This window comes from Aeribacillus composti (genome assembly GCF_031760945.1).
GTDB classification, from domain to species: domain Bacteria; phylum Bacillota; class Bacilli; order Bacillales; family Aeribacillaceae; genus Aeribacillus; species Aeribacillus composti.
Genome location: NZ_CP134501.1, coordinates 387,501 through 408,835, shown reverse-complemented (window position 1 = coordinate 408,835; position 21,335 = coordinate 387,501). Strand labels below are relative to the sequence as shown.

General features: G+C 37.5%; 23 protein-coding genes and 1 pseudogene. 8 read left to right on the top strand and 16 right to left on the bottom strand.

Features of this window, described 5'->3' with window-relative positions; translation table 11 throughout:
- Positions 1–68: 68 nt before the first annotated feature.
- The 5 genes from RI196_RS18485 to RI196_RS02145 form a co-directional block, all read right to left on the bottom strand.
- The gene (locus RI196_RS18485; protein WP_375338778.1) at positions 69–557 is read right to left on the bottom strand and encodes a stage II sporulation protein M; all 489 of its coding nucleotides are present in this window, start codon (positions 555–557) and stop codon (positions 69–71) included.
- Complete coding sequence (locus tag RI196_RS02155) at positions 493–783, bottom strand: hypothetical protein (RefSeq protein ID WP_130158054.1); 291 nt, start codon at positions 781–783, stop codon at positions 493–495. Before RI196_RS02155 ends, RI196_RS18485 begins: the two co-directional genes overlap by 65 nt.
- Positions 784–818: 35 nt before the next feature.
- Complete coding sequence (locus RI196_RS18480; protein WP_375338777.1) at positions 819–1,010, bottom strand: M48 family metalloprotease; 192 nt, start codon at positions 1,008–1,010, stop codon at positions 819–821.
- 75 nt (positions 1,011–1,085) lie between these two features.
- A complete protein-coding gene (locus tag RI196_RS02150; protein ID WP_311066806.1) occupies positions 1,086–2,267 on the bottom strand; it encodes an IS701 family transposase in 1,182 nt (393 codons plus the stop codon).
- 96 nt (positions 2,268–2,363) lie between these two features.
- Complete coding sequence (locus RI196_RS02145; protein ID WP_311066805.1) at positions 2,364–3,788, bottom strand: M48 family metalloprotease; 1,425 nt, start codon at positions 3,786–3,788, stop codon at positions 2,364–2,366.
- 789 nt (positions 3,789–4,577) lie between these two features.
- Between RI196_RS02145 and RI196_RS02140 the strand changes: the two genes are divergently transcribed.
- Positions 4,578–5,405: a sugar phosphate isomerase/epimerase family protein gene (locus RI196_RS02140; protein WP_094245009.1), complete on the top strand. Its 828-nt coding sequence runs from the start codon at positions 4,578–4,580 to the stop codon at positions 5,403–5,405.
- A gap of 823 nt (positions 5,406–6,228) precedes the next feature.
- Positions 6,229–6,663, top strand: coding sequence for a VOC family protein (locus RI196_RS02135; RefSeq protein ID WP_311066804.1), 435 nt, complete (start codon positions 6,229–6,231; stop codon positions 6,661–6,663).
- A 160-nt stretch (positions 6,664–6,823) separates the two neighbouring features.
- On the opposite strand, the pseudogene RI196_RS02130 reads toward RI196_RS02135, so the two are convergent.
- Positions 6,824–7,289, bottom strand: a pseudogene (locus RI196_RS02130) (DDE-type integrase/transposase/recombinase); the annotation flags it as partial.
- Positions 7,290–7,947: 658 nt separating this feature from the next.
- On the opposite strand from RI196_RS02130, the gene RI196_RS02125 reads away from it, so the two are divergent.
- The 3 genes from RI196_RS02125 (at position 7,948) to RI196_RS02115 (ending at position 9,835) form a co-directional block, all read left to right on the top strand.
- The gene (locus tag RI196_RS02125) at positions 7,948–8,430 is read left to right on the top strand and encodes a DUF2975 domain-containing protein (protein ID WP_117017326.1); all 483 of its coding nucleotides are present in this window, start codon (positions 7,948–7,950) and stop codon (positions 8,428–8,430) included.
- Between the two features lie 10 nt (positions 8,431–8,440).
- Positions 8,441–8,662: a helix-turn-helix domain-containing protein gene (locus RI196_RS02120; RefSeq protein ID WP_063388940.1), complete on the top strand. Its 222-nt coding sequence runs from the start codon at positions 8,441–8,443 to the stop codon at positions 8,660–8,662.
- Between the two features lie 387 nt (positions 8,663–9,049).
- Entirely contained in the window at positions 9,050–9,835 is a 786-nt protein-coding gene (locus tag RI196_RS02115; protein ID WP_311066803.1) for a DUF817 domain-containing protein, read from the top strand.
- A 468-nt stretch (positions 9,836–10,303) separates the two neighbouring features.
- Here the strand turns inward: RI196_RS02115 and groL are convergent, their stop codons facing one another.
- Both groL and groES read right to left on the bottom strand, forming a co-directional pair.
- Entirely contained in the window at positions 10,304–11,926 is a 1,623-nt protein-coding gene (gene groL, locus RI196_RS02110) for a chaperonin GroEL (protein WP_063388690.1), read from the bottom strand.
- Positions 11,927–11,979: 53 nt separating this feature from the next.
- Positions 11,980–12,264, bottom strand: a complete 285-nt coding sequence (gene groES / locus RI196_RS02105; protein WP_063388689.1) for a co-chaperone GroES — start codon at positions 12,262–12,264, stop codon at positions 11,980–11,982.
- A 248-nt stretch (positions 12,265–12,512) separates the two neighbouring features.
- Between groES and RI196_RS02100 the strand changes: the two genes are divergently transcribed.
- A complete protein-coding gene (locus RI196_RS02100) occupies positions 12,513–13,244 on the top strand; it encodes a CPBP family intramembrane glutamic endopeptidase (RefSeq protein WP_066248103.1) in 732 nt (243 codons plus the stop codon).
- A gap of 4 nt (positions 13,245–13,248) precedes the next feature.
- On the top strand, positions 13,249–13,452 hold the full coding sequence (locus tag RI196_RS02095) for a YdiK family protein (protein ID WP_063388687.1): 204 nt from the start codon (positions 13,249–13,251) through the stop codon (positions 13,450–13,452).
- 92 nt (positions 13,453–13,544) lie between these two features.
- Here the strand turns inward: RI196_RS02095 and tatC are convergent, their stop codons facing one another.
- From tatC to RI196_RS02080, 3 genes are read right to left on the bottom strand one after another with little or no spacing between them, the layout of a single operon-like run.
- Entirely contained in the window at positions 13,545–14,291 is a 747-nt protein-coding gene (tatC, locus tag RI196_RS02090; RefSeq protein WP_066248101.1) for a twin-arginine translocase subunit TatC, read from the bottom strand.
- Between the two features lie 22 nt (positions 14,292–14,313).
- Positions 14,314–14,487 carry a twin-arginine translocase TatA/TatE family subunit gene (locus RI196_RS02085; protein ID WP_063388685.1) on the bottom strand — a complete coding sequence of 58 codons (174 nt, stop codon included), beginning with the start codon at positions 14,485–14,487 and terminating at the stop codon, positions 14,314–14,316.
- A gap of 14 nt (positions 14,488–14,501) precedes the next feature.
- Positions 14,502–15,143 (bottom strand): redox-sensing transcriptional repressor Rex, encoded by a 642-nt coding sequence (locus tag RI196_RS02080; RefSeq protein ID WP_063388684.1) that lies wholly within the window; start codon positions 15,141–15,143, stop codon positions 14,502–14,504.
- 311 nt (positions 15,144–15,454) lie between these two features.
- Here RI196_RS02080 and RI196_RS02075 point away from each other — a divergent pair, with 311 nt between their 5' ends.
- A complete protein-coding gene (locus RI196_RS02075) occupies positions 15,455–17,377 on the top strand; it encodes an ABC-F family ATP-binding cassette domain-containing protein (protein ID WP_066248100.1) in 1,923 nt (640 codons plus the stop codon).
- 274 nt (positions 17,378–17,651) lie between these two features.
- Here RI196_RS02075 and tsaD read toward each other — a convergent pair whose 3' ends face one another.
- Genes tsaD through thiL form a run of 5 tightly spaced genes read right to left on the bottom strand, consistent with a single transcriptional unit; the run spans position 17,652 to position 21,266 of the window.
- The gene (tsaD, locus tag RI196_RS02070) at positions 17,652–18,671 is read right to left on the bottom strand and encodes a tRNA (adenosine(37)-N6)-threonylcarbamoyltransferase complex transferase subunit TsaD (protein WP_117017330.1); all 1,020 of its coding nucleotides are present in this window, start codon (positions 18,669–18,671) and stop codon (positions 17,652–17,654) included.
- On the bottom strand, positions 18,671–19,150 hold the full coding sequence (gene rimI / locus RI196_RS02065; protein WP_063388681.1) for a ribosomal protein S18-alanine N-acetyltransferase: 480 nt from the start codon (positions 19,148–19,150) through the stop codon (positions 18,671–18,673). Before rimI ends, tsaD begins: the two co-directional genes overlap by 1 nt.
- Complete coding sequence (gene tsaB / locus RI196_RS02060) at positions 19,120–19,815, bottom strand: tRNA (adenosine(37)-N6)-threonylcarbamoyltransferase complex dimerization subunit type 1 TsaB (protein WP_311066802.1); 696 nt, start codon at positions 19,813–19,815, stop codon at positions 19,120–19,122. The genes rimI and tsaB overlap by 31 nt, the downstream gene beginning before the upstream one ends.
- Positions 19,796–20,272 (bottom strand): tRNA (adenosine(37)-N6)-threonylcarbamoyltransferase complex ATPase subunit type 1 TsaE, encoded by a 477-nt coding sequence (gene tsaE / locus RI196_RS02055; RefSeq protein ID WP_311066801.1) that lies wholly within the window; start codon positions 20,270–20,272, stop codon positions 19,796–19,798. The genes tsaB and tsaE overlap by 20 nt, the downstream gene beginning before the upstream one ends.
- On the bottom strand, positions 20,259–21,266 hold the full coding sequence (thiL, locus tag RI196_RS02050) for a thiamine-phosphate kinase (RefSeq protein WP_063388678.1): 1,008 nt from the start codon (positions 21,264–21,266) through the stop codon (positions 20,259–20,261). Before thiL ends, tsaE begins: the two co-directional genes overlap by 14 nt.
- Between the last annotated feature and the right edge of the window lie 69 nt (positions 21,267–21,335).

Genomic DNA, 21,335 nt, shown 5'->3' with positions numbered 1-21,335 from the left:
TACACACTGCTTCATTGATACTATCTCCTAAATTAGCAATTTTATACAAATACCTTCAATCCCCTAGATTACCATATATAGGGTTGATTGTAAATTAAATTCCATATAACACTTGTAAAATAGGAACTACTAACTATTATCACGCTTTCATCCTGGTACACAATTTTATTAATAGTTAACCGTGTCCGATTGTTCCATATAAGCCAAATTTTTTTCATATAAGTCCCCATCTCAAAGCCTTGTTGTATAAGACCTTCAATTAACGCTGCCAAGAAAAGAAAAAATACATAGAGCACAAACAGTATAGACATATCTTTAAAATCTCTTTTTTGGAAAAAGGGCTTTTTTAATATAATGCACTTAAAAGTCACTACTGCTGGCTTTAGTGCGAATGCCCCAACAAGTATAATTGCTAGGATTTCAAAAAAACCATGAAAAATTGTATATTTAAATACAAACCAAAAAGAGAATTCTTTTGATAAATAAAAGATACTAGTACTTAATAAATATCCTTGTAAAAGGATATACCAAAAAAACGAAACCAAATGAAAACACACCAATACATGCTGGCAATAAAATCATGAAATTATGAAAAAATATAGACTGCCACGTAAGCTCCTCATCATCGAGGTTTTCTGAAACTATTACTACAGCCTCCTGTTCCATGTCTGTTGCTTCTCTTACATCAGTTAACTGCAAATAAATCATTGGTCCACAAAAACTTATTAAAACAATTAAAAGTGAAAGTAAAAAAACATCTCGATTTCTTTCCAAAAATGCCATACCAAACGCCTTAAGTCGAAATATATTTTTCACGTTCATACCAAGTCCTTGATAAAGTTAATTCTTTTTTGGAAGGATGGATGAGTTTCTTTCCACTCTTTCCTTTTGAAGTCAAACTCGTCATTCTCTTTTTCACTGATTCGCTCTAACTTCATTAATGTTTGAATATATAACTCCTTATTCCCCAATTGCCTTACAGCAAATTCATCTGCTTGGTGTTCAAACATTTTACTAATTTTACTGTAGTTGAGCAATTTTCATTACAATAATTACCATGTAAAAAGAGACAAACGGAGTACCCCTTATGCCACATGAAGCTGTTTTTTAACGACATCAATGGGAATATCTTGTTTCGCTGCATCGTAAATAAACTCCACGAGGCTATGTCCTTTCTTCTTTCGAAGGAAGTCAAGCCCGGTAGAGAAATCGCTGTTGGATTCGACCATACTGTACACATAAGCGAGTTGCACCAAGATCCAATACCGTTTCACCGCCCGACGTTGACGAACGCGGTACCCATCGAGCTTCAGCTGGTCTTTCGCTTGTCGAAAAAAGCATTCGATCGACCAACGCTGGGCATAGTAGCGCAAGATCTCTTCATCGCTTAGCTCCCGGTCGGTGCTCAAGACGCAGTGAAGATGTTCAGGTGTCATCGGCTGATCGGCTTTCCAAGCCAACAACACAACGGCATCATCGAGACCTTTCAGCGCTCCCTCGTAGCGATACACGCGATAACGCTCTTCTCCCACCGTGACGAGATGGGTGTCGTTCGGTTCGATATAGCGGGCAAACTGTTTGGCTTGGATGGCGATGCCTTTTGGATAAAGAACCCGATTCGTCTTGAGCATCGCAATGACGTGGAATCCTTTTTTCAGGCAGGCTTCCACGAGTGTTTTCGATGGGTACCAAGAATCCATCAGCACATAAACAGAACCGTGCACATCCAAAGAAGAAAGCATCTCGATGGCCCATTGACCCTTGCTTTTCCCATCCGCCTTGTCGTAGAGGCGAAACGCAAAGGGAAAGGCTTGCGTCATCGTATGAACCATGAGCCAGACGAGAGAGTGTCCCCAAATCGACTTTTTGTCCGCGTGAGAATAATGCCAATTACACCCTTCAATAGCGTGTTTCGCCTGTGACGAAGGCTTCGTTTTTCGGCAGATCGTATCATCGATCGAAACAAAAATGGGGTGATTCTTTCGCTTGGCCGTTCGTTCCACATGACGAAGCATCCACTGCTGGTGTTTGCGAAGCAAGATTTCTTCATCCCAAGGGCTTTTCGTGAAAAAATGGCTCAGTGTCGTTCGATGGTTGGGATGAAAGCTCTCATGATGCAGATCGGTCAAGGTTCCCACAAATCCTTTCGTTGTCAGCGCATCGATAATATGAACGAGATGCTTCATGACCGGCTTAGAGAAATAAAGGGCCAGCCCCAACATTGCGAAAAACTTGTCGATTCCTTGGTGATGTGGTAGTCTATTCATGAGACATGAACCTCCTTGAGAATGGTTTGGTGACACATCTATTCTAATCAAGGAATCGGGTTCATGTCTCCTTTTTTGTTCGGATGTAAATTTATGTTAGTGAATTTGCTCATCTACAGTAATTTTATTCGGAAGCCATTCTGTGAGCCCTATTAAAGCGATTATACCAACTGGGAAAATAAGGATATACTGTCCCCATCCAAATCCTAGCATAATTTTTCTAGTAAAGAACATCAGCAAACTAATAAGCGTCGCTACTCCAAAAGTAATAAACAGTATCCAACGACCATGCTTTCGTTTGATATGTCCAATTTCGTGAAATAACACTGCCTTTACCTCATCTAAAGTAAATTTTTTTATCAAACCTTCTGTCATGTAAATGTTAATGCTTTTTTTAGATGCAAAAGGAGTACTATACACCCAAGCATTCGTCTCATTCTCGGACTCTTTCTTCGTAAATAGGTTAACGTTTATACTACATGCAGCTTCTATCGTTTTTTTCAAAGAGTAAAATTGCTCGGTGAATCCCACATTTTCATAGTTCCCCATGAAACGATGTATTACAGTATAAACTAGCATTATAATAAGGGTTAACGATAAATACCAAGCAGCAAATAAATACCATTTGTCCACAATTTTTACATATAGGGATAGTGGAAAAAGGAAAAATGAGAAAAAGTAAGCAAGACTTCCTATGGTGAGTACAAAAATTATAACTTTTTCCCTTTTTGAAAATTCAAGGAAATCTGATTCCTCCATTTCAGACTCTCCTTCAATATCCTCATCACTTTTTATCGTCCATTGGTATATAGCAGTTGTCAATGAAACTGATAAAAACGTCGGGAGAAAGATACATAACAAAATGCTCCAAATGTATGATTTTGTTAAAAGTAGTGCGTAACCCATCGAAAAATGATAGTTTAATATCAATGGAAGGATTCCAGCTAAGATAAACGGAACAAACAATGTAAAAAGATTGCGCCATGGAAGAACCTTGTTAATAAACAATGCCAAAAGAAAAGGCAATAAAAATGAACAACCATATATCAAAAAAGTAAGAGTTTTACTAAACTCCGTCTTCAATTGGATGGAGAATGATCCATCATTTTTTGCAGCACGTATTGTATATTCATTAAAAAAAAATTTCCTCTTACTAGACTGAATCGTCACTTCCTTACTAAAAGACGGTTCAACCCCTCTTCTCGTCATAACAGTCAGCTCTTCTCCAGCAGGTAAGATAATGTTTTCTGTATTGACTTTGATAAATTGATAATCAATAGGTCCAATATGAAAAGCGAGCGGACGATTGGTAGAGTCTTCTTCAGTATTTTCAATATCTAAAAGATAGTCCCCATGGTAGATGGAATAGCCAGTTAAAAGCTTCTGGACTCCTACATTTTTTTTTGAATCGAGAAGAATAAATGGCGATAAAACAGCTGAACGGATACTTAACTCAACCATAATAACCGAAACTGTAAAAAACGCCGTGACCAATAAAAATATGAGCATTCTTTTTTTCATAATAACTACTCTCCTTAATTTATAGGAAACTTGTCATAATCGATGGAATTGTTTTTAATGTCAAGTTTGCTACAAAGATAATACTTACAATAAGTAAAGGAGCAACCCGTCTTTCAGATTTCAATAATGCTTTAACACCAAAATACAATAAAACAAACTGACATATTAAAAAAGGCTCAACTTGATTAAGAAGAGCAACAGCCACATCATGATCTAGATTTGGAACCAGAACCCGCAGTCCTACCGGTTCAAATACTTCTCCTGTAATTAAAACAAGTGTGGCAAAAGATATTGTTTACAGAAAATGATGAAGAGACGACAATTTTTTTACTTGCCCCTTTATTTATCAATTACCATATATAGGGTTAATTGTAAATTTTATTACATGTAAAACAGGAAATATTAACTATTGGAAAGAAAGATGAAATAGATCGGAAGAAGCAGAAAATCTGATATAAGAAGAATTAGACTATCTTGTAAATGAAGAAAGAACAAGCTGAGGACTTACCTGTTAGAAGCTGCAAAACAATGAATGGAAGAAGGAATTAAAGTTATAGATTCTGAATCGGAAATTACTATTATATTTGATCCGCCAACTGTAAAACTAAGAAAAATTAAGATAATAGGACTAGATCCGTTTCAACAAAATTGCAATAACTAGTATTGAATCTGTGAAAGCTTAACAGATTCAAAATCTTACAACTTATAGTATTCAGAATATTTCAGATTTTGATACAATCTATAAATAATAGAATTGTATAAATTACTACTTGCCGGAGGGAAAATAATATGAAAAGAGATTATGGTCTTTGTTTATGGACGTTTGGAGATATAGATTTTGAAGAGAAATGTAAAATATCCAAGGAGATTGGTGTTGACGGAGTGGAGGTCCAAGGGGATTTGTCACAATCTCCGGAAGAGTTAGCAGCGATTTTAAAAAAATATGACTTGAAGGTATTGTCCGTAACACCTGAAAATGTAGACATTTCCAGTTCTGATGAAAATATTCGAGCTAGTGCCGTACAATATTTTTTAGACCTAATCAGTTGGGCGAAAAATTTAGGCGCCAACAGAATCTGCTTACATGGTGATGTTGGGAAAATACATGGATGCGGAGATTTAACAAAAGACTGGGATTTGCTTGTAGCTAGTACGAAGGAGATTGTAAATAAAGCGGAGGAAGTTGGCCTTCAAGTTGTATTTGAAGTACTCAATCGGTATGAGAACCATCAAATCTTAACAGCAAAGGAAGCGATTTCATTAATTAATGAAGTAAAAAGCGACAACCTTTATATATTATTAGATGCATATCATATGAATATTGAGGAGGCTTGTCCAATTCAGGCAATCAAGGACGCAGGGAATAAGCTGGGTGTTTATCATGTCGCTGATTCCAATAGGCAAGCTATAGGTAACGGACACTCTGATATTAGAGGTCAAATAAAAGCTTTAGATGAAATTGGTTTCAAAGGACCGATTATAATGGAAATGGTCGCAGAAGGACCCAATCCATTTACGCCGATTAAGCATGGAAACTATTTAGATGTGGTGGTCAATTACTATAAAGAATCTTTAAGACAACTAAAACAATGGGATGAAATGAAAGTTCAAGTATAAAGAAATCTCCTGACAGAAGTCGTTTTATTTCGATTGATATGATTTCAAAAACATTTTAATCCCTGTTTAGACCTTTTGAAATCACTTGTGAATCATTGAGTTTTTATACAATCAAAGCCTTGTACAGTGGCATCATATTCAACCTGTGGGGCGGGTGTGGTGATAGACTGGTCTGTATGCCGTGCAAAGTCCTATCACCTGCCCCTCTTTGCAAAAGCTCATGCCTGAATATAGAAATGAATGTTATACAGGAAGGGAATGTTTTTGTTTTTCACAAACGGACTCCATACCAAGTCTATTTACAGGAATCAAATGGACAGCGCTTGCGGGCTAACTAAAAGCAATGGATTTCGTCGAAAGCGCCATTTGGTCATTCACTCCGTTTAAGCAGCCACATGAATCAATACGTTTTGAAATTTGATTCAAATTTCTATATTTTTAAGTATTTTGTAATCTTCCATATCACTATTAAACAAACTTCTTTCTGAAAAAACTAAATTATATCCAGAATTTCTTATCTAAACTATGCTAATAGATAGGCTACACGGTATTTTGTGTATGCTCTATCTATTATTTTTTTACATAAGTAAATATCAATACTGAACGCAAGTTAAAAAGGGAAATGACAGATGCAAGCAAAGATGTCCTTATCGTTGCTAAAAACAAGCGTATATAAGAGTTAGAGGAAGAATTCAAACGGTTAATAGGTATTCTGGCACAGACATTGTGATGATTATGATAAAGGTATATAATGACAATAGTTAATGCATATTTATTGCGTATTAGCAGGAAATAGCGAAGCTATAAAAGGAGTGTGTACATAATGGTTGGAGTAGAAATTGATATGGTTGTTACAGACAGCTTGAAAGCATTGGAATTATACGAAAAAATATTCGATATCGAGCGTGTTGAGGTTACAGATTTTCCCAAAGGTGAAAATGAAGTCATTTTTACCCTATACGGAGTACGCTTTCACATGTTGGATGAAAACCCAAAATTCGGGTTGAAAGCCCCAAACCCGAATGAACCTAAAACGATTTGGTTTAACATCCTTGTTCCTGACATCAAGGAAACATTTTCAAAGGTGACCAGTGCGGGCTGTACTGAGGTGCAACCGGTGACTGAAATGCCTGATTACGGAGTGTCAAATGCCATATTTATTGACCCTTTCGGCTATCAATGGATGCTGCATCAAATACACAAAGAAGTGAGTTTTGAAGAACGCACACGACTTTGGGAGGAAAAAAGGGATAATTAACAATTGGTGCATTATAAGCATAATACGAAGTTAAATTGGTTTATTTTACGAATCGAGTTACCCGCAAAGTTATACACAATTTATAGTAGAGTAGAAAACTGTGGTATGTCAACACTAAACGAGACACTTTTTTTGAGGTGTTTCTCTTTATACTCCATCGGCTCAAATACCCTAGCGTTCCATGGATTCTAATATGATTAAACCAATGAACATAATCATCTAATTCCATTTTGAGTTGTTCTACACTTTCGAAATATTTACCCGGTCTTCATGATTTTAAAGGTTGCTTCAGCTACTGCGTTGTCATAGGGGCAGCCTTTCATGCTTAACGACCGATTAATCTGAAAAGTATCTAGAGCTTCATCAATGGTCTTGTTTTTGAATTCGTTGCCTCTGTCTGTGTGGAATAATTGAATTTGCTGCAAATCAGCTTTCACAGTCGACAATGCTTCATAGACGAGTTAGGCATCTTTGTTGGGACCTGCACTATGGCCGATAATTTCTCGATTATAAAGATCGACAAATAAACAGATGTAATGCCAACTTTTTTCTACTCTAACGTATGTTAAGTCGCTAACTACAACTGTTAATTCCTCTTGTGGGTCAAATTCCCTTTTCAACACGTTTCTGTTTATTGCAGAAACGCACCCGTTTGAAAAAAGAACATCGTTGCTATTTGAACAAAACACACCAAAATTTAATTAATGGGAATAGATACGTTGCTTAACTGATGACCTTTAGCATCATAAGCCACTTAGAAATATTTTGTCACGACCAAAGTATCGCCTCTTTGCAGTTCAGCAAGCAACTTCTTGCTTATACACGTATGAGCCCCCAGCAGTTTTAAGCCATGTTAAATTTGCTGCTTTGTATGTTTTATATTCCATGTTATTTTCTCCTTTGATTTATGTCACTATGTTTTGACACCTTTTGAAGCCTTGATAATACTAGATTTTTAATGTAGAAGTTATTGTGCACCTATTTTAAGCATTATTTTATAAAAATATAGTTTTTATAAATTTACTTAATTCCGATAACTAAACTATCCCGTGCAGCTTCATGTATTTAAATTAACGTTACAGGTTAGTTGAACAAGTTGTAAATTGAATAGTTTAAGTTATAGAGTATTTCTTTGAAATGAGGAATGCTTTTTATTTTTGTCTAAAATTAAAAGGATATTTCTATAAAACAATAAAAATATAATAAAATTAAATAATAATTTATTGTAAAACGATAAAACGCGTATTAAAATCAAATTAACAATAAATAAGTGAGGTTGTTTTTATGAAACAAGGATCAACATTGTTTTTAAAAATAGCTGTTTTTATTATCGGAACTCCAGTTCTTGCTTTATGTATATTTGGGTTGCCTATGTTAGCTAAAGAAGCAGCAGAAAGTGATTCGGAGTTCGCTTATGTACTATATGGCTTATTAATAGTTATGTATGTATCGGCGGTACCATTTTTCTTTGCTCTGTATCAAGCTTTTAAACTTTTAAGTTATATTGACAAGAACAAAGCTTTCTCGGAATTATCTGTAAAGGCTTTAAAGAATATAAAATACTGTGCAATCACAATCAGTTTATTGTATGTGCCAGGTTTGCCATTCTTCTATATCGCTGCGAAGTTAGAAGACGCCCCAGGTATCATGCTAATCGGATTGGGCGTTATTTTTGCTTCAACGATTATTGCAGTCTTTGCAGCTCTTCTTCAAAAGCTTTTAAAAGCTGCCATTGATATAAAATCAGAAAATGATTTAACGATCTGAGGTGAATAACTTGGCAATTATAATCAATATTGATGTAATGCTGGCTAAAAGGAAAATGAGCGTTACAGAGCTTTCGGAGAGGGTTGGAATAACGATGGCTAACCTTTCTATATTGAAAAATGGAAAGGCAAAAGCGATTCGATTATCAACTTTAGATGCGATTTGTAAGGCTTTAGAATGTCAGCCTGGAGATATTTTAGAATACAGAAGTGACGAAGACACCCAAGGATAATAAAGCGGTGATATTTTACAGGATGTTATTGTTGACATTTTTTATAAGTACTAATTCTTTCAAAAATGGTGGGAGTAGGAGGGTTAACATTTCATTTTTTCGTTGGCAATCTCCTATTCCACCATGATATTCTGAGTTTCTATCATTGCTGTAATAATATCCAGTATCAAATGAATCAAATTTATAAGGGGAGTTACTCATGAGTTTAACCATTCATAATGTTTTGGAATAAAAAGGAATTAGATGATATAAATCTTCTTTAAACAGCCTTTTAAAATAAAAGAAATTATTCGGTGGTGAACCTATGTACATAACCCTAAATCTATTTAGCTACTATACTAAGCAGGGCTTACATATATTCAGAAAAAACCTTTGGAGGCACAGATCATGAGAGCCCTAAAACAACTCGTTCGTTTTGGTTGGGAGCAGGCTCTATCATGTTTGTTTCCTGTCGTTATTTTTGTCTCTTTGGCTTTCACAAAAATCATGCCCCTTCCCTTCCTGCCACGGTATGACTGGCTGCTCATCATCTGCCTTCTGATGCAGTGGTGGATGGTGCGTTCTGGGCTTGAAACACGGGATGAACTAAAGGTTATCACATTGTTCCATCTTATTGGACTTGCTCTTGAACTTTTCAAGGTACATATGGGCTCCTGGTCTTATCCAGAGGAAGGATATTTCAAAATTTTTGGAGTGCCTTTGTATAGTGGATTCATGTACGCAAGTGTAGCGAGTTATCTTTGCCAGGCGTGGAGGAGGCTTAAGGTTGAACTGGTTAATTGGCCACCATTTTTGGTAGTTGTACCTCTTGCAGCTTCGATTTATTTAAATTTTTTCACCCACCATTATTGGATTGACGTTCGTTGGTGGTTAACTGGAATTGTAATGATCTTTTTTTGGCAATCATGGGTTGCATTCGAGGTTGATGGAACTCGTTACCGTATGCCACTCGTACTTTCTTTTGTGCTCATCGGATTTTTTATATGGATAGCTGAAAATATCGCAACGTTCTTTGGAGCTTGGGAATATCCAAACCAAACCGATGCATGGAGCCTCGTTCATCTAGGAAAGGTAAGTTCGTGGTTCTTATTAGTGATTGTTAGCTTTCTTATAGTAGCGACGTTAAAGCAGGTTAAGGGAAAAATTGTTTCACCCAAGAAGGATAAGGTTTAAAGAGGCGTTTGATAATCATTTAAAGGAACGAGATAGAGGTTCTTTTTAGGCTATACCCACTAATGAAAGCTCACGTGTTATTCAGTTATCGGGCGCCTTTTTGGAATCACGATAAAAGAGGCTGTCCAAAAAGTCAGGGTAACTGATTTTTTGGACAACCCCGTCGAGGAAACAGTCCCTCTCTATTCCAAATCCATTTCAGCGATCCCCTATCTATCTTACATTACACAAAATTGTTGACGGTACCTAGTCAGTAAATATTGTCCCTATTAATTATCATTTCTCTACATCGTTATTCTATTAAAAAGAAAATAATGTTGCGCCATTAATAATAAAGAAGCTCCCCAAAAGCCCAGTGAAACTTATGAGAAGCTTTATAAAAATTTGTGATTTTTTCGTGGTCAAAATGTGGTCAAAAAAATAAGGAACACCAGGAAACCCTGGTGTTCCAAGATTTTTGAGCAATTATTACATCATTCCGCCCATGTCAGGCATGCCTGGGTTGCCGTTGCCTTTGTTTTCTTCTGGTTTGTCAGCAACAACTGCTTCAGTTGTTAAGAACATAGCGGCAACGGATGCTGCGTTTTGAAGAGCAGAACGAGTTACTTTTGTTGGGTCAACGATACCAGCTTCGATCATGTTCACCCATTCGCCTGTAGCAGCGTTAAAGCCGATTCCAACTTCTTCTTTTTTCAAGCGTTCAACGATAACAGAGCCTTCTAAACCAGCGTTGTGAGCGATTTGGCGAACTGGCTCTTCTAAAGCGCGAAGAACGATGTTTACACCAGTTTGCACGTCGCCTTCTGCTTCAATTTCAGCAACTTTTTTGTAAACGTTAACTAGAGCTGTACCACCACCGGAGACAATTCCTTCTTCCACTGCTGCACGCGTGGAGTTAAGAGCGTCTTCGATGCGAAGTTTACGTTCTTTCAATTCTGTTTCAGTAGCGGCACCAACTTTGATAACTGCTACGCCGCCAGCTAATTTTGCTAAGCGCTCTTGAAGTTTTTCTTTATCAAATTCAGAAGTTGTTTCTTCCAATTGAGCTTTAATTTGATTTACGCGAGCTGCAATTTTGTCGCTTGCGCCTGCGCCTTCAACAATTGTAGTTGTTTCTTTCGTTACAACAACTTTTGCAGCGCGGCCTAATTGAGAAATAGTAGCGCTCTTAAGATCTAAACCTAAATCTTCTGTAATAACTTCACCATCTGTTAAAATGGCGATATCTTCTAACATTGCTTTGCGGCGGTCACCGAATCCAGGAGCTTTTACAGCTACAGCATTAAATGTACCGCGAAGTTTGTTCACAACTAATGTTGCTAAAGCTTCGCCTTCAACATCTTCAGCAATGATTAATAAAGGTTTGCCTTGTTGTACAACTTGCTCAAGAACTGGCAAGATTTCTTGGATGTTAGAGATTTTCTTGTCAGTAATTAAAATGTATGGATTTTCAAGAACAGCTTCCATTTTATCAGAATCTGTTACCATGTATGGAGAAGCATATCCGCGGTCAAACTGCATTCCTTCTACAACGTCAAGCTCAGTAGTGAAACCTTTAGATTCTTCAATAGTGATAACGCCATCGTTACCAACACGTTCCATTGCTTCAGCAATTAATTTACCTACTTCATCATCCGCAGCAGAAATAGCAGCAACTTGAGCAATTGATTCTTTTCCTTCAATTGGTTTAGAAATTGCTTTTAATTCTTCAACAGCTGTAGCAACTGCTTTTTCAATACCTTTACGTACACCCATTGGGTTTGCGCCAGCTGTTACGTTTTTAAGTCCTTCGCGGATCATTGCTTGAGCTAAAACTGTTGCAGTAGTTGTACCGTCCCCAGCAACATCGTTTGTTTTGCTAGCAACTTCTGCAACTAATTTTGCACCCATGTTTTCAAATGGATCTTCTAATTCAATTTCTTTTGCAATCGTAACGCCATCGTTTGTAATTAACGGAGAACCGAATTTTTTCTCAAGAACAACGTTACGGCCTTTTGGTCCTAAAGTAACTTTAACCGCATCTGCTAATTTATCCACACCACGCAGCATTGCACGACGTGCTTCTTCACTGAATTTAATTTCTTTTGCCATGTTGCGAAAACCTCCTCAAAATTTAAATTGTCTATGATATTGGGCTGTCTCTATTAGCCGATCACAGCCAAAATGTCGCTTTCACGCAAAATTAAGTATTCTTTGCCGTCATATTTTACTTCTGTGCCGGCGTATTTTGAGAAGATAATGCGATCGCCAACAGCAACTTCAACTGCAACACGTTCACCGCTGTCTAATACACGACCAGTACCAACTGCTACTACTTTACCTTCTTGAGGTTTTTCTTTAGCTGTGTCAGGCAATACGATGCCGCTTGCTGTTTTTTCTTCTGTTTCAACAAGTTCAATTACAACGCGATCACCTAATGGCTTTAACAAGGGAAACAACCTCCTCAAATATCTTTTGAGATTTTCAAAATTTATTCCTTATTCATTATTAGCACTCATTGCTATCGAGTGCTAACACCAATTATTATATTAAAGAAACCTCCTCTATTTTTCAAGTCTCTTTTAAAAAAATTTTAACATCCTCCATTAAGTGCTTACCTTGTCAAAATTGTTTTTCTTTCTTAAAACCATTGTGTGTTAAAATAGTCATATGAATCTTTTATAAAGGAGAACTATTCGTGAAAAAGCAATATTGGTGGATCATCATTACGTACATCATTATGCAGCTCTCATCCTATATTGGAGTTCCCCTTTTTTATGAACTGGGTGTTGGCGACGATGAAAATCTCAATGCAGGACTTTTTCAAGCGCAAGCATATTGGTCGATTACAAGTTTTACTGCTGCGTTCGTCATTATTTTATTTCTCCTTCGTCATGAACGGAAAAATAATGTCCGGATTGAAAAAGCTTCTTTCGGCGAATCTGCCATATGGGCTGTTTTCGGAGTTTTTTTAGCTTTTTTCATTCAAACAATCGTTGGCAATATTGAAATATATGTACTTAAAGTTAATCCGATGTCGGAAAATACTCAAGTTATTATGGATTTAATTGAAGCAACGCCTTATTTGATTATTGTCACATCAATAATAGGACCGATTATTGAAGAAATTATCTTCCGAAAAATTATTTTCGGGGTGATTTATCAAAAAACGAATTTTTGGATCGGCGCGCTTGTCAGCTCGCTATTGTTCGGCATCGTGCATGGGGAACCTGAACTTTTATTGCGTTATACAGCAATGGGGTTTACGTTCGCTTTTTTATATTATAAAACAAAACGCATATTAGTCCCTATTTTTGCCCATACAATGATGAATACAATCGTAGTCATCATTCAAACAATTTATCATGATGAGATTGAAAACATGATGAAGCAAATGGAACAAATACAAATCATTATTGGAGGCAGCTAAGATTATGAATTTTCATCCCGTTTCCATGGGACTCTTCTATTTTATCATGGGAGTTCTATTTACATATTTAGCAATTCATCATGCTGAAAATGGTATGTGGACAGCTACAAATATGATTTTAATGATTTTAGCCACGTTTGATTTTGCTGTTTCCATCCGCATGTTCACTTTCTCATATAAAATTCGGAAAGCAAAAAACAACCGATGAGGTGTAATGATATTATCCCTCTTGTGTAGACAGTAGGAAAAAAGCCTATACTGTCTACTTGACAGGGATATGTTTATAACAGCCCATCGGTTTTACTTTTGATCTGATTCTTTTATTTGAGAAGACTGTGCTTTTTTGTAAGCAAATCTTGAAACAATGATACTTATTTCATACAAAATGAATAGCGGAATCGTGACCATTAAATGCGACACAATTTCAGGCGGCGTAATAATCGCTGCGATAACAAGCAATACAAAATACGCATATTTTCTAACCTTTGCCAAAAACGCCGGATTGATGATCCCGAGTCTTGTTAAAAACATAATGACAACGGGAAGCTGAAACAACAGTCCGAAAGGCAATGTTAACTGCAGCAGGAAACGAAAGTATTCATTTATTCCTATCATTTGTTGAATGTTTAAATCATTGGAAAGCCGCCCCATAAAATCGATGACAAAAGGAAACAAAATAAAATAAGAGAAGCTTATTCCTAAAAGAAATAAAGCAACCGACAACGGTATATAGCTTAATGTGACCCGCCTTTCTTTTTCATACAGTCCTGGGCTGATAAACGCCCAAAGCTGGTACAATAAAACAGGGAAAGTTAGAATTAAAGCAATAATAAATGTAATCTGCATATAAACGATCAATGGATCTGCAGGACGAAAAGCATTTAAGGCGAATTGCTTTGCTTCATCAGTTTGCTGTAAAAAAACAATAATTGGCTTCGCTATGAAAAAGCCAGTAATCATAGCAACGAAAAAGAAAACGACTACAATAATCAGCCGTTTTCTAAGCTCCGCTATATGCTCCAACACGGACATTTTTTTTTCGCTCATCATTATTCATCCATTCTTCTTGCTATTCATTTTTCTTGTTTTCTTCATCATCGTCTGCTAAGCCCTTCGTGGCACTTTTAAACTCCTTTAATGATTCTCCTATAGCTTTTCCAAGCTCAGGAAGTTTTTTCGGCCCGAAAACAAGCAGAGCTGCAAATACAATCAACAGCAAGCTTCCAATTCCAATTGTTGGCATTTAATATCGCTCCTTCAATCTTCATTCGAATAATGTTTTAAAAAATATGCAAGAGCCTGAAGTTCAACAGATAGATCGATATGATGAATCCGAATTTTATCCGGAACATTTAAGCGAGCCGGCGTAAAATTTAAAATGCCTTTTATGCCTTTTTCCACTAACCGATCCGTTATTCCTTGAGCGGCAGTTGCCGGGACCGTTAATATCGCAACAGGCACATCATCAGGCAATTCACTTTCTAGCTGATCCAAATGATAAATTGGAACTCCACCAATTTTCATTCCTACTTTTCGTTTATTAATGTCAAATGCAATAACAATTTGTGTGTTGTTATTTTTTGTAAAATTGTAATTTAAAAAAGCTGTTCCCAAATTTCCGACTCCAATGAGGGCAACTTTGGTCAACTCATCTTGGTCAAGCGTCTTTCTAAAAAATGATAACAAATAATTGACATTATATCCATAACCTTTTTTGCCCAGCGCTCCGAAATATGAAAAGTCCCTTCTAATTGTCGCAGAATCTACTTTTACTGCTTCACTCAGTTCTTGAGAGGAAACACGTTGTTTTCCCGAGGCATGTAAATTTTGCAAAAACCGATAATATAGAGGTAATCTTTTTGCAGTTGCTTGCGGTATCTTAGATTGATCTTGATTCAATGCTCATCCCTCGCAATCCAAAACAACCTGACTAATTTTGTTTTTAACTATGTTTTCTAGCAAGCGGCTGCTCGCCTGTATGAAACAATATCAGACTGATAACGCTTCCATCCTGATCTTCTTCTCCGTCTACATTTCTTTTTATTTGTTTTTTCTCCAAACTCTCCTTATATAAAAACTATACACTATTTTTTTATTCGTGTCTTTTGAACGATTGTTACAATTTCTTGTCCTTTTGTTCATCAGGTCAGTTGCCTGCAGTCAAATATATAGGCTACACTTATTCTAGCAAAGATTGAGGTGAACTATGGATGATTTTATTGCAGTTAAACAAAATCACAAAATATTATGGTGCTGACCTTATTTTATCGAATATTAAGCTGGAAATCCAAACAGGAGATAAAATCGCCGTTGTAGGCCGCAATGGAGCCGGAAAATCAACATTATTGAAAATCATTGCCGGTGAAATGCCCTTTGATTCTGGTGAAATTGTGAAGCCAAAAGATTTAACAATCGGCTATCTGGCACAAAACACAGGATTAGAATCAACTAAGTCGATATGGGATGAAATGCTAACCGTTTTTGAAGAGCTGCGGAACATCGAAGCTGAGCTGCGAAATATTGAACAAAAAATGGCAGCTATCTCCTCAGCTGGAGATTCTCATGCTTTGCAAAGCTTAATGAAGGAATATGATTCACTCCAACATTTATATAAAGAAAATGGCGGATATCAATATGAGGCGGATATCCGTTCTGTGCTGCATGGATTAGGGTTTGCTGATTACGACTATTCAACTAAAATTTCGGTTTTGAGCGGAGGACAAAAAACCCGGTTAGCACTCGGAAAGCTCCTGTTGAAAAAACCGGATCTGCTCATACTCGACGAGCCGACAAACCATCTCGACATGGAAACATTAAACTGGCTCGAACAATATTTACAGCATTATAATGGAGCGGTTCTAATTGTTTCCCATGACCGGTACTTTTTAGATCGCGTTGTCAACACTGTTTATGAAATATCACGAACAGTTTGTACGAAGTATGTTGGGAATTACAGCGCTTATTTAAAACAAAAAGCGGAAGCGTACGAAAGGGAATTAAAACAATTTGAAAAACAGCAAGAAGAAATCGCGCGGATGAAAGATTTTATTCAACGAAACTTAGCAAGAGCATCGACAACGAAACGTGCGCAAAGCAGAAGGAAAATGCTTGAGAAAATGGAAATACTGGACAGGCCCGCTGGGGACGAGAAGTCAGCCAGCTTTTCCTTCGAAATCGAAAAGCAAAGCGGCAATGACGTGTTAAAAGCCATTGATTTGTCCCTTTCCTACGATCAAAAAACTCCGATCGTGAAAAATATTAACTTTTCGATCAACAGGAAGGACTCAATTGCCTTAATAGGGCCAAACGGAGTTGGAAAATCTACCTTATTAAAAACGATCATCAACCGCTTAAAGCCGCTGAGCGGAAAAATTCAGTTTGGATCTAATGTCCAAATCGGATATTATGACCAGGAACAAGCGGATTTGTCTTCATCTAAACGGGTTTTAGATGAATTGTGGGATGACTATCCCGAAAAAACAGAAAAAGAAATCCGAACGGTTTTAGGGAATTTCCTTTTTTCAGGAGATGAAGTGCTGAAAACCGTCTCGTCTTTAAGCGGAGGAGAAAAAGCTCGGCTCGCTTTAGCGAAATTAATGCTAAAAAAAGCTAACTTTCTCATCATGGATGAACCTACGAATCATCTGGATCTCGACAGCAAAGAAGTATTGGAAAACGCTCTGATAAATTTTCCTGGAACAATCTTGTTTGTTTCGCACGATCGTTATTTTATCAACAAAATCGCGACCAAAATTTTTGAATTATCCACAGAAGGCATTGCCGAATATATCGGGGACTATGATTATTACATTGCAAAAAAAGCGGAGATGATCGAGCTTGAACAGTTGAAAGAACCAACTATCGAAACCAAAGAGCAAAAACAAGGAAAATTATCTTATGAACAAGAAAAAATATTGAAAAAAAAGGAACGGCAAAGACAGCGCCGCATTGAAGAACTTGAAAACAAAATAGCAGAAATTGAAGAAGCGATCGCTGAAAACAATGAAATGCTTTGCGATCCAAATATATACCAAGATCATGAAAAAGCTCAAAAACTTCATGATCAAAATGTCATGTTAACGGAACAACTAGATCAGCTGATAGAGGAATGGGAATCACTTCTTTCTGAATAACCGGCTCATGCCGGTTTTTTATTTATTTTGTTTCCTTCAGCATGTTTCTCTCAAACAGTTATCCACATCATTAGTTCCTTACCTTATAATATTTTTCTTATTTGTTCACATTATCCACAACAAACCCCTTTAGTTATCCACATGTTTCACCTTATTTTTTCTTCTTCTATTTCAACGTTTCGTCTTATTTATCCAAAATGAAGATTTTCTTTGTGGATAACCTGTGGTTAAAATAAAAAAATAGGGCCGCTGTTCATTCGACCCTATTTTGCCTTTATATATATGACGTTAATTCCAATCCAGGATGAGCATTCATACGATAATCACCGAAAATTCCTTTTTCATAAAGTACATCAGCGAAAGCTGCAATCATGGCCGCATTATCTGTGCATAAGGACAATGGTGGAATGACAAGGTCGATCCCTTTTTTCTTTTTGAATGCTACCTCCATAGCAGTTCTTAATCCTTTATTCGCCGCTACTCCGCCTGATAAAAGAACTTGCTTAGCTTGATACTTCTCACTGGCACGAACAGTTTTTTCCACTAAAACTTCTACAACACTTTGCTGAAAACTTGCAGCCATATCTTTCGGATCTATCGTGATCCCTCTTTGCGCCGCGTTATGAAGAGTGTTAATCACCGCTGACTTCAGCCCGCTGAAACTAAAATGAAACGAGCCTTCTTCAAGCCATGCTCGCGGCAAATCAATGGAAGCAGTTCCTTCATGTGCTAGCCTGTCGATATGAGGCCCGCCCGGATAAGGCAGGTTTAATGTTCGCGCTACTTTATCATAAGCCTCTCCTGCTGCATCATCAAGTGTTTCCCCAATCACCTCAAAACAACCGTGCTCCTTCATATAGACAAGCTCTGTATGGCCGCCGGAAACAACTAATGCAATCAGCGGGAAAGAAAATTCTTTCACAAGACGGTTTGCATAAATGTGTCCTGCAATATGATGTACTCCGATTAGTGGAAGATCATACGCAAAAGCTAAAGCCTTTGCGGCATTGACTCCAATCAATAATGCACCAACCAGCCCCGGTCCTTCTGTCACGGCTATGGCGTTCAAATCGTGATACGAAAGATTCGCCTGTTTTAACGTTTCTTCTAATACGAGAGTAATTTGCTCGACATGATGGCGTGAAGCGATTTCTGGAACGACTCCGCCAAAACGTTTATGGCTTTCAATTTGGGAAGCAACGACTTGTGCAACAATTTCTTTTCCGTTTTTCACAATGGCAGCTGCTGTTTCATCACAGCTTGTTTCAATTCCTAAAATTAATCGATCTTTCATTATAAATTCACCTGCATTAATATCGCATCTTCTTGGTTATCCGTATAATAGTTTTCCCGGATTCCGATTGGTTCAAAATTCAATTTCTTATATAATGATTGCGCAACCGTATTCGAAACTCGGACTTCTAATGTAACGGTTTTGGCTCCTTTTTCTTTTGCTACGTTTAAAACGCTTCTAAGCAGGGTCTCTCCCAGCTTTTTTCCCCGATACGCTGGAGAAATAGCAATATTGGTAATCTGCCCATCATCAACAATCACCCATAAACCGCAATACCCTACAACTTTTCCTTCATATTCTATTACTAAATAAGTAGCAAAATGATTATGGACCAATTCCCGATAAAATGATTCCTTTGTCCAAGGAACCGAAAATGACAGCTGTTCGATTTCATAAACACGATGTATATCTTCAACTGTCATTTTTCGAACATTTACTTGATTATTAATCATGTTGACGTTTTTTGCTGCTCGATCCATTTCGCTTCCGCCTCTGCTAACCTTAAATAATTTGGCACAAACTGATGAACATTGACTGCTTCTCTAGTCATTCCCATCAAACCTAGCAATCCCGGACGCGGCTGGTGCAATGACGGATCCCCGATGACTGCCAACTCACCCATTATTTCTTTGATCAGATCTAAATGAAGAGAAACATCATTCCCTAAAAAGAGCACCCGCTTTTTGAGCTGTTTTATTTCATTCAACCAATCTTCTAGCAGAATATTTCTGTCTTCTTTCACACAAAGTATGTTTTCTTTAAATTCATACAGCCCGGTATTAACTCGTCCTCTTCTTGCATCAAATAAAGGGCAAATCAATCCGTCAAAAAAACGCCCGTTCAGCGCAAGCACTTCAAGACTGGAAACGCCCGTTAAAGGAATGTTTCTAGCCCATGCAAGCGTCTTAGCAATTGTTACACCGATTCGCACACCAGTATAAGAGCCAGGACCTTGGGCAACCACAATCTTTGTTAAGTCGCTGGGCTGAACGTGGCACTCTTTCAAAAGATAATCAACTGCCGGCATTGCACGAACAGAATGGTTTTTTTTCAAGTTCGTCATATATTCGCCAATAATTTTAGTTTCGTCTACTAACGCAATGCCTAAACAGTCGTTTGATGTATCAATCGCTAATACCGTCATCAGTGAAAAACTCCTTACACAGCTTAATATATCTTTTTCCCTTCGGCCTAAAAATTAGAGATCTTGCATTGTCCTGAATGTAACGGATGAATATATCCAGTCTTTCCTCCGGCAGTTGATCTTCTATATATTGCGCCCACTCTACAACTGTTACACCGTCTCCATCAAAAAACTCATCAAACCCTAAATCCTCATCGCTATTTTCAATCCGATAAACGTCCATATGATAAAGCGGCAGTCTGCCGTCTGTATACTCCTTCATGATTGTAAAAGTAGGACTGTTCACTGTTCTGCCAATGCCCAAACCTTTTGCCAGTCCTTTCACAAATGTAGTTTTGCCTGCTCCAAGATCTCCTTCAAGCGTAATCACATCGCCCGCTTGTAAGTGCTGAGCCAGCTTCATCGCCATATTCCCTGTCTCTTCAGGATTTGTCGTTTTTATTTCAAATTGATCCAAATGAATCACCTTTTTTAAAATGATTGTAGCCTTTGCTTAGTAGCCGTTTGCGAATATTTTTTTCTTGCAAATAAACCGATGGGCTGCCTTCAAATACTTCTCCGATCTTCGTTATGCGTATTCCTTCTTGCTCGCATTTTTTTTTCAACACTTCAAAGGAATGTTTAGAAGTCGTCCCTACCAGTTCAAAATCTTCTCCTCCAGTGATAGCCCACTCAAATTGCTTTTCTAACGGCAATAATTGTATTGAATCACTTAATGGAAGAAGATCTTTATGTACGACGATTTGTACGTTGCTCATGTCAGCTATCTCATTCAATTCGCTTGCAATACCGTCACTAATATCATTAAGGCTCGCCCGATCCACTTCAGAAATAATCCTGCCCGCTTTTACTTGCGGCTTCGGACGTCTATGGCGAGATACTAAATATTGATAATCGTCCTCCGGCAAATTGAACTCATCGTTTAATAGAAGGTGCAATCCAGCAGCTGAATCCCCCAGAGTACCCGTAACAAAAACCACATCCCCCGGTCTTGCTGAGCTTCTCAATTGGGCTTTCCCGCGTTCAACTTCTCCAATCAAGGTGACGGTGATGACGAGGTGATCAGCAATAGAAACAGTATCTCCACCGATTAAATCCACTTTATATTTTTCTGCGGCATCTGCCATTCCTTTGTATATAGATTGTAAGTCTTTCTCGTGCCATCGAGAGGGAATCGCAATGGAAACTAAAAAATACTTTGGAATCCCGCCCATTGCGGCAATATCACTAATGTTCACTGCCAAACATTTAAAGCCGATATCAAAAGGCTCCATTGTTTTACGTAAAAAATGAACCCCTTCGACCATTGTGTCTGTGCAGACTATTTGCTGAAAACCTTTATTCGGTGTGTAAACTGCGGCATCGTCACCTATTCCGACAACAAGGCCTTCATGAAAATAATGTGCTGGCCGAATACTTCGGATAAACTCAAATTCATCCTGAATTGACATATAAAACCTCTTTCTTTAAAAGATGCTCTCCTAAAGAATCCAATTCAATCCTCTTGTATAGTTTACCGC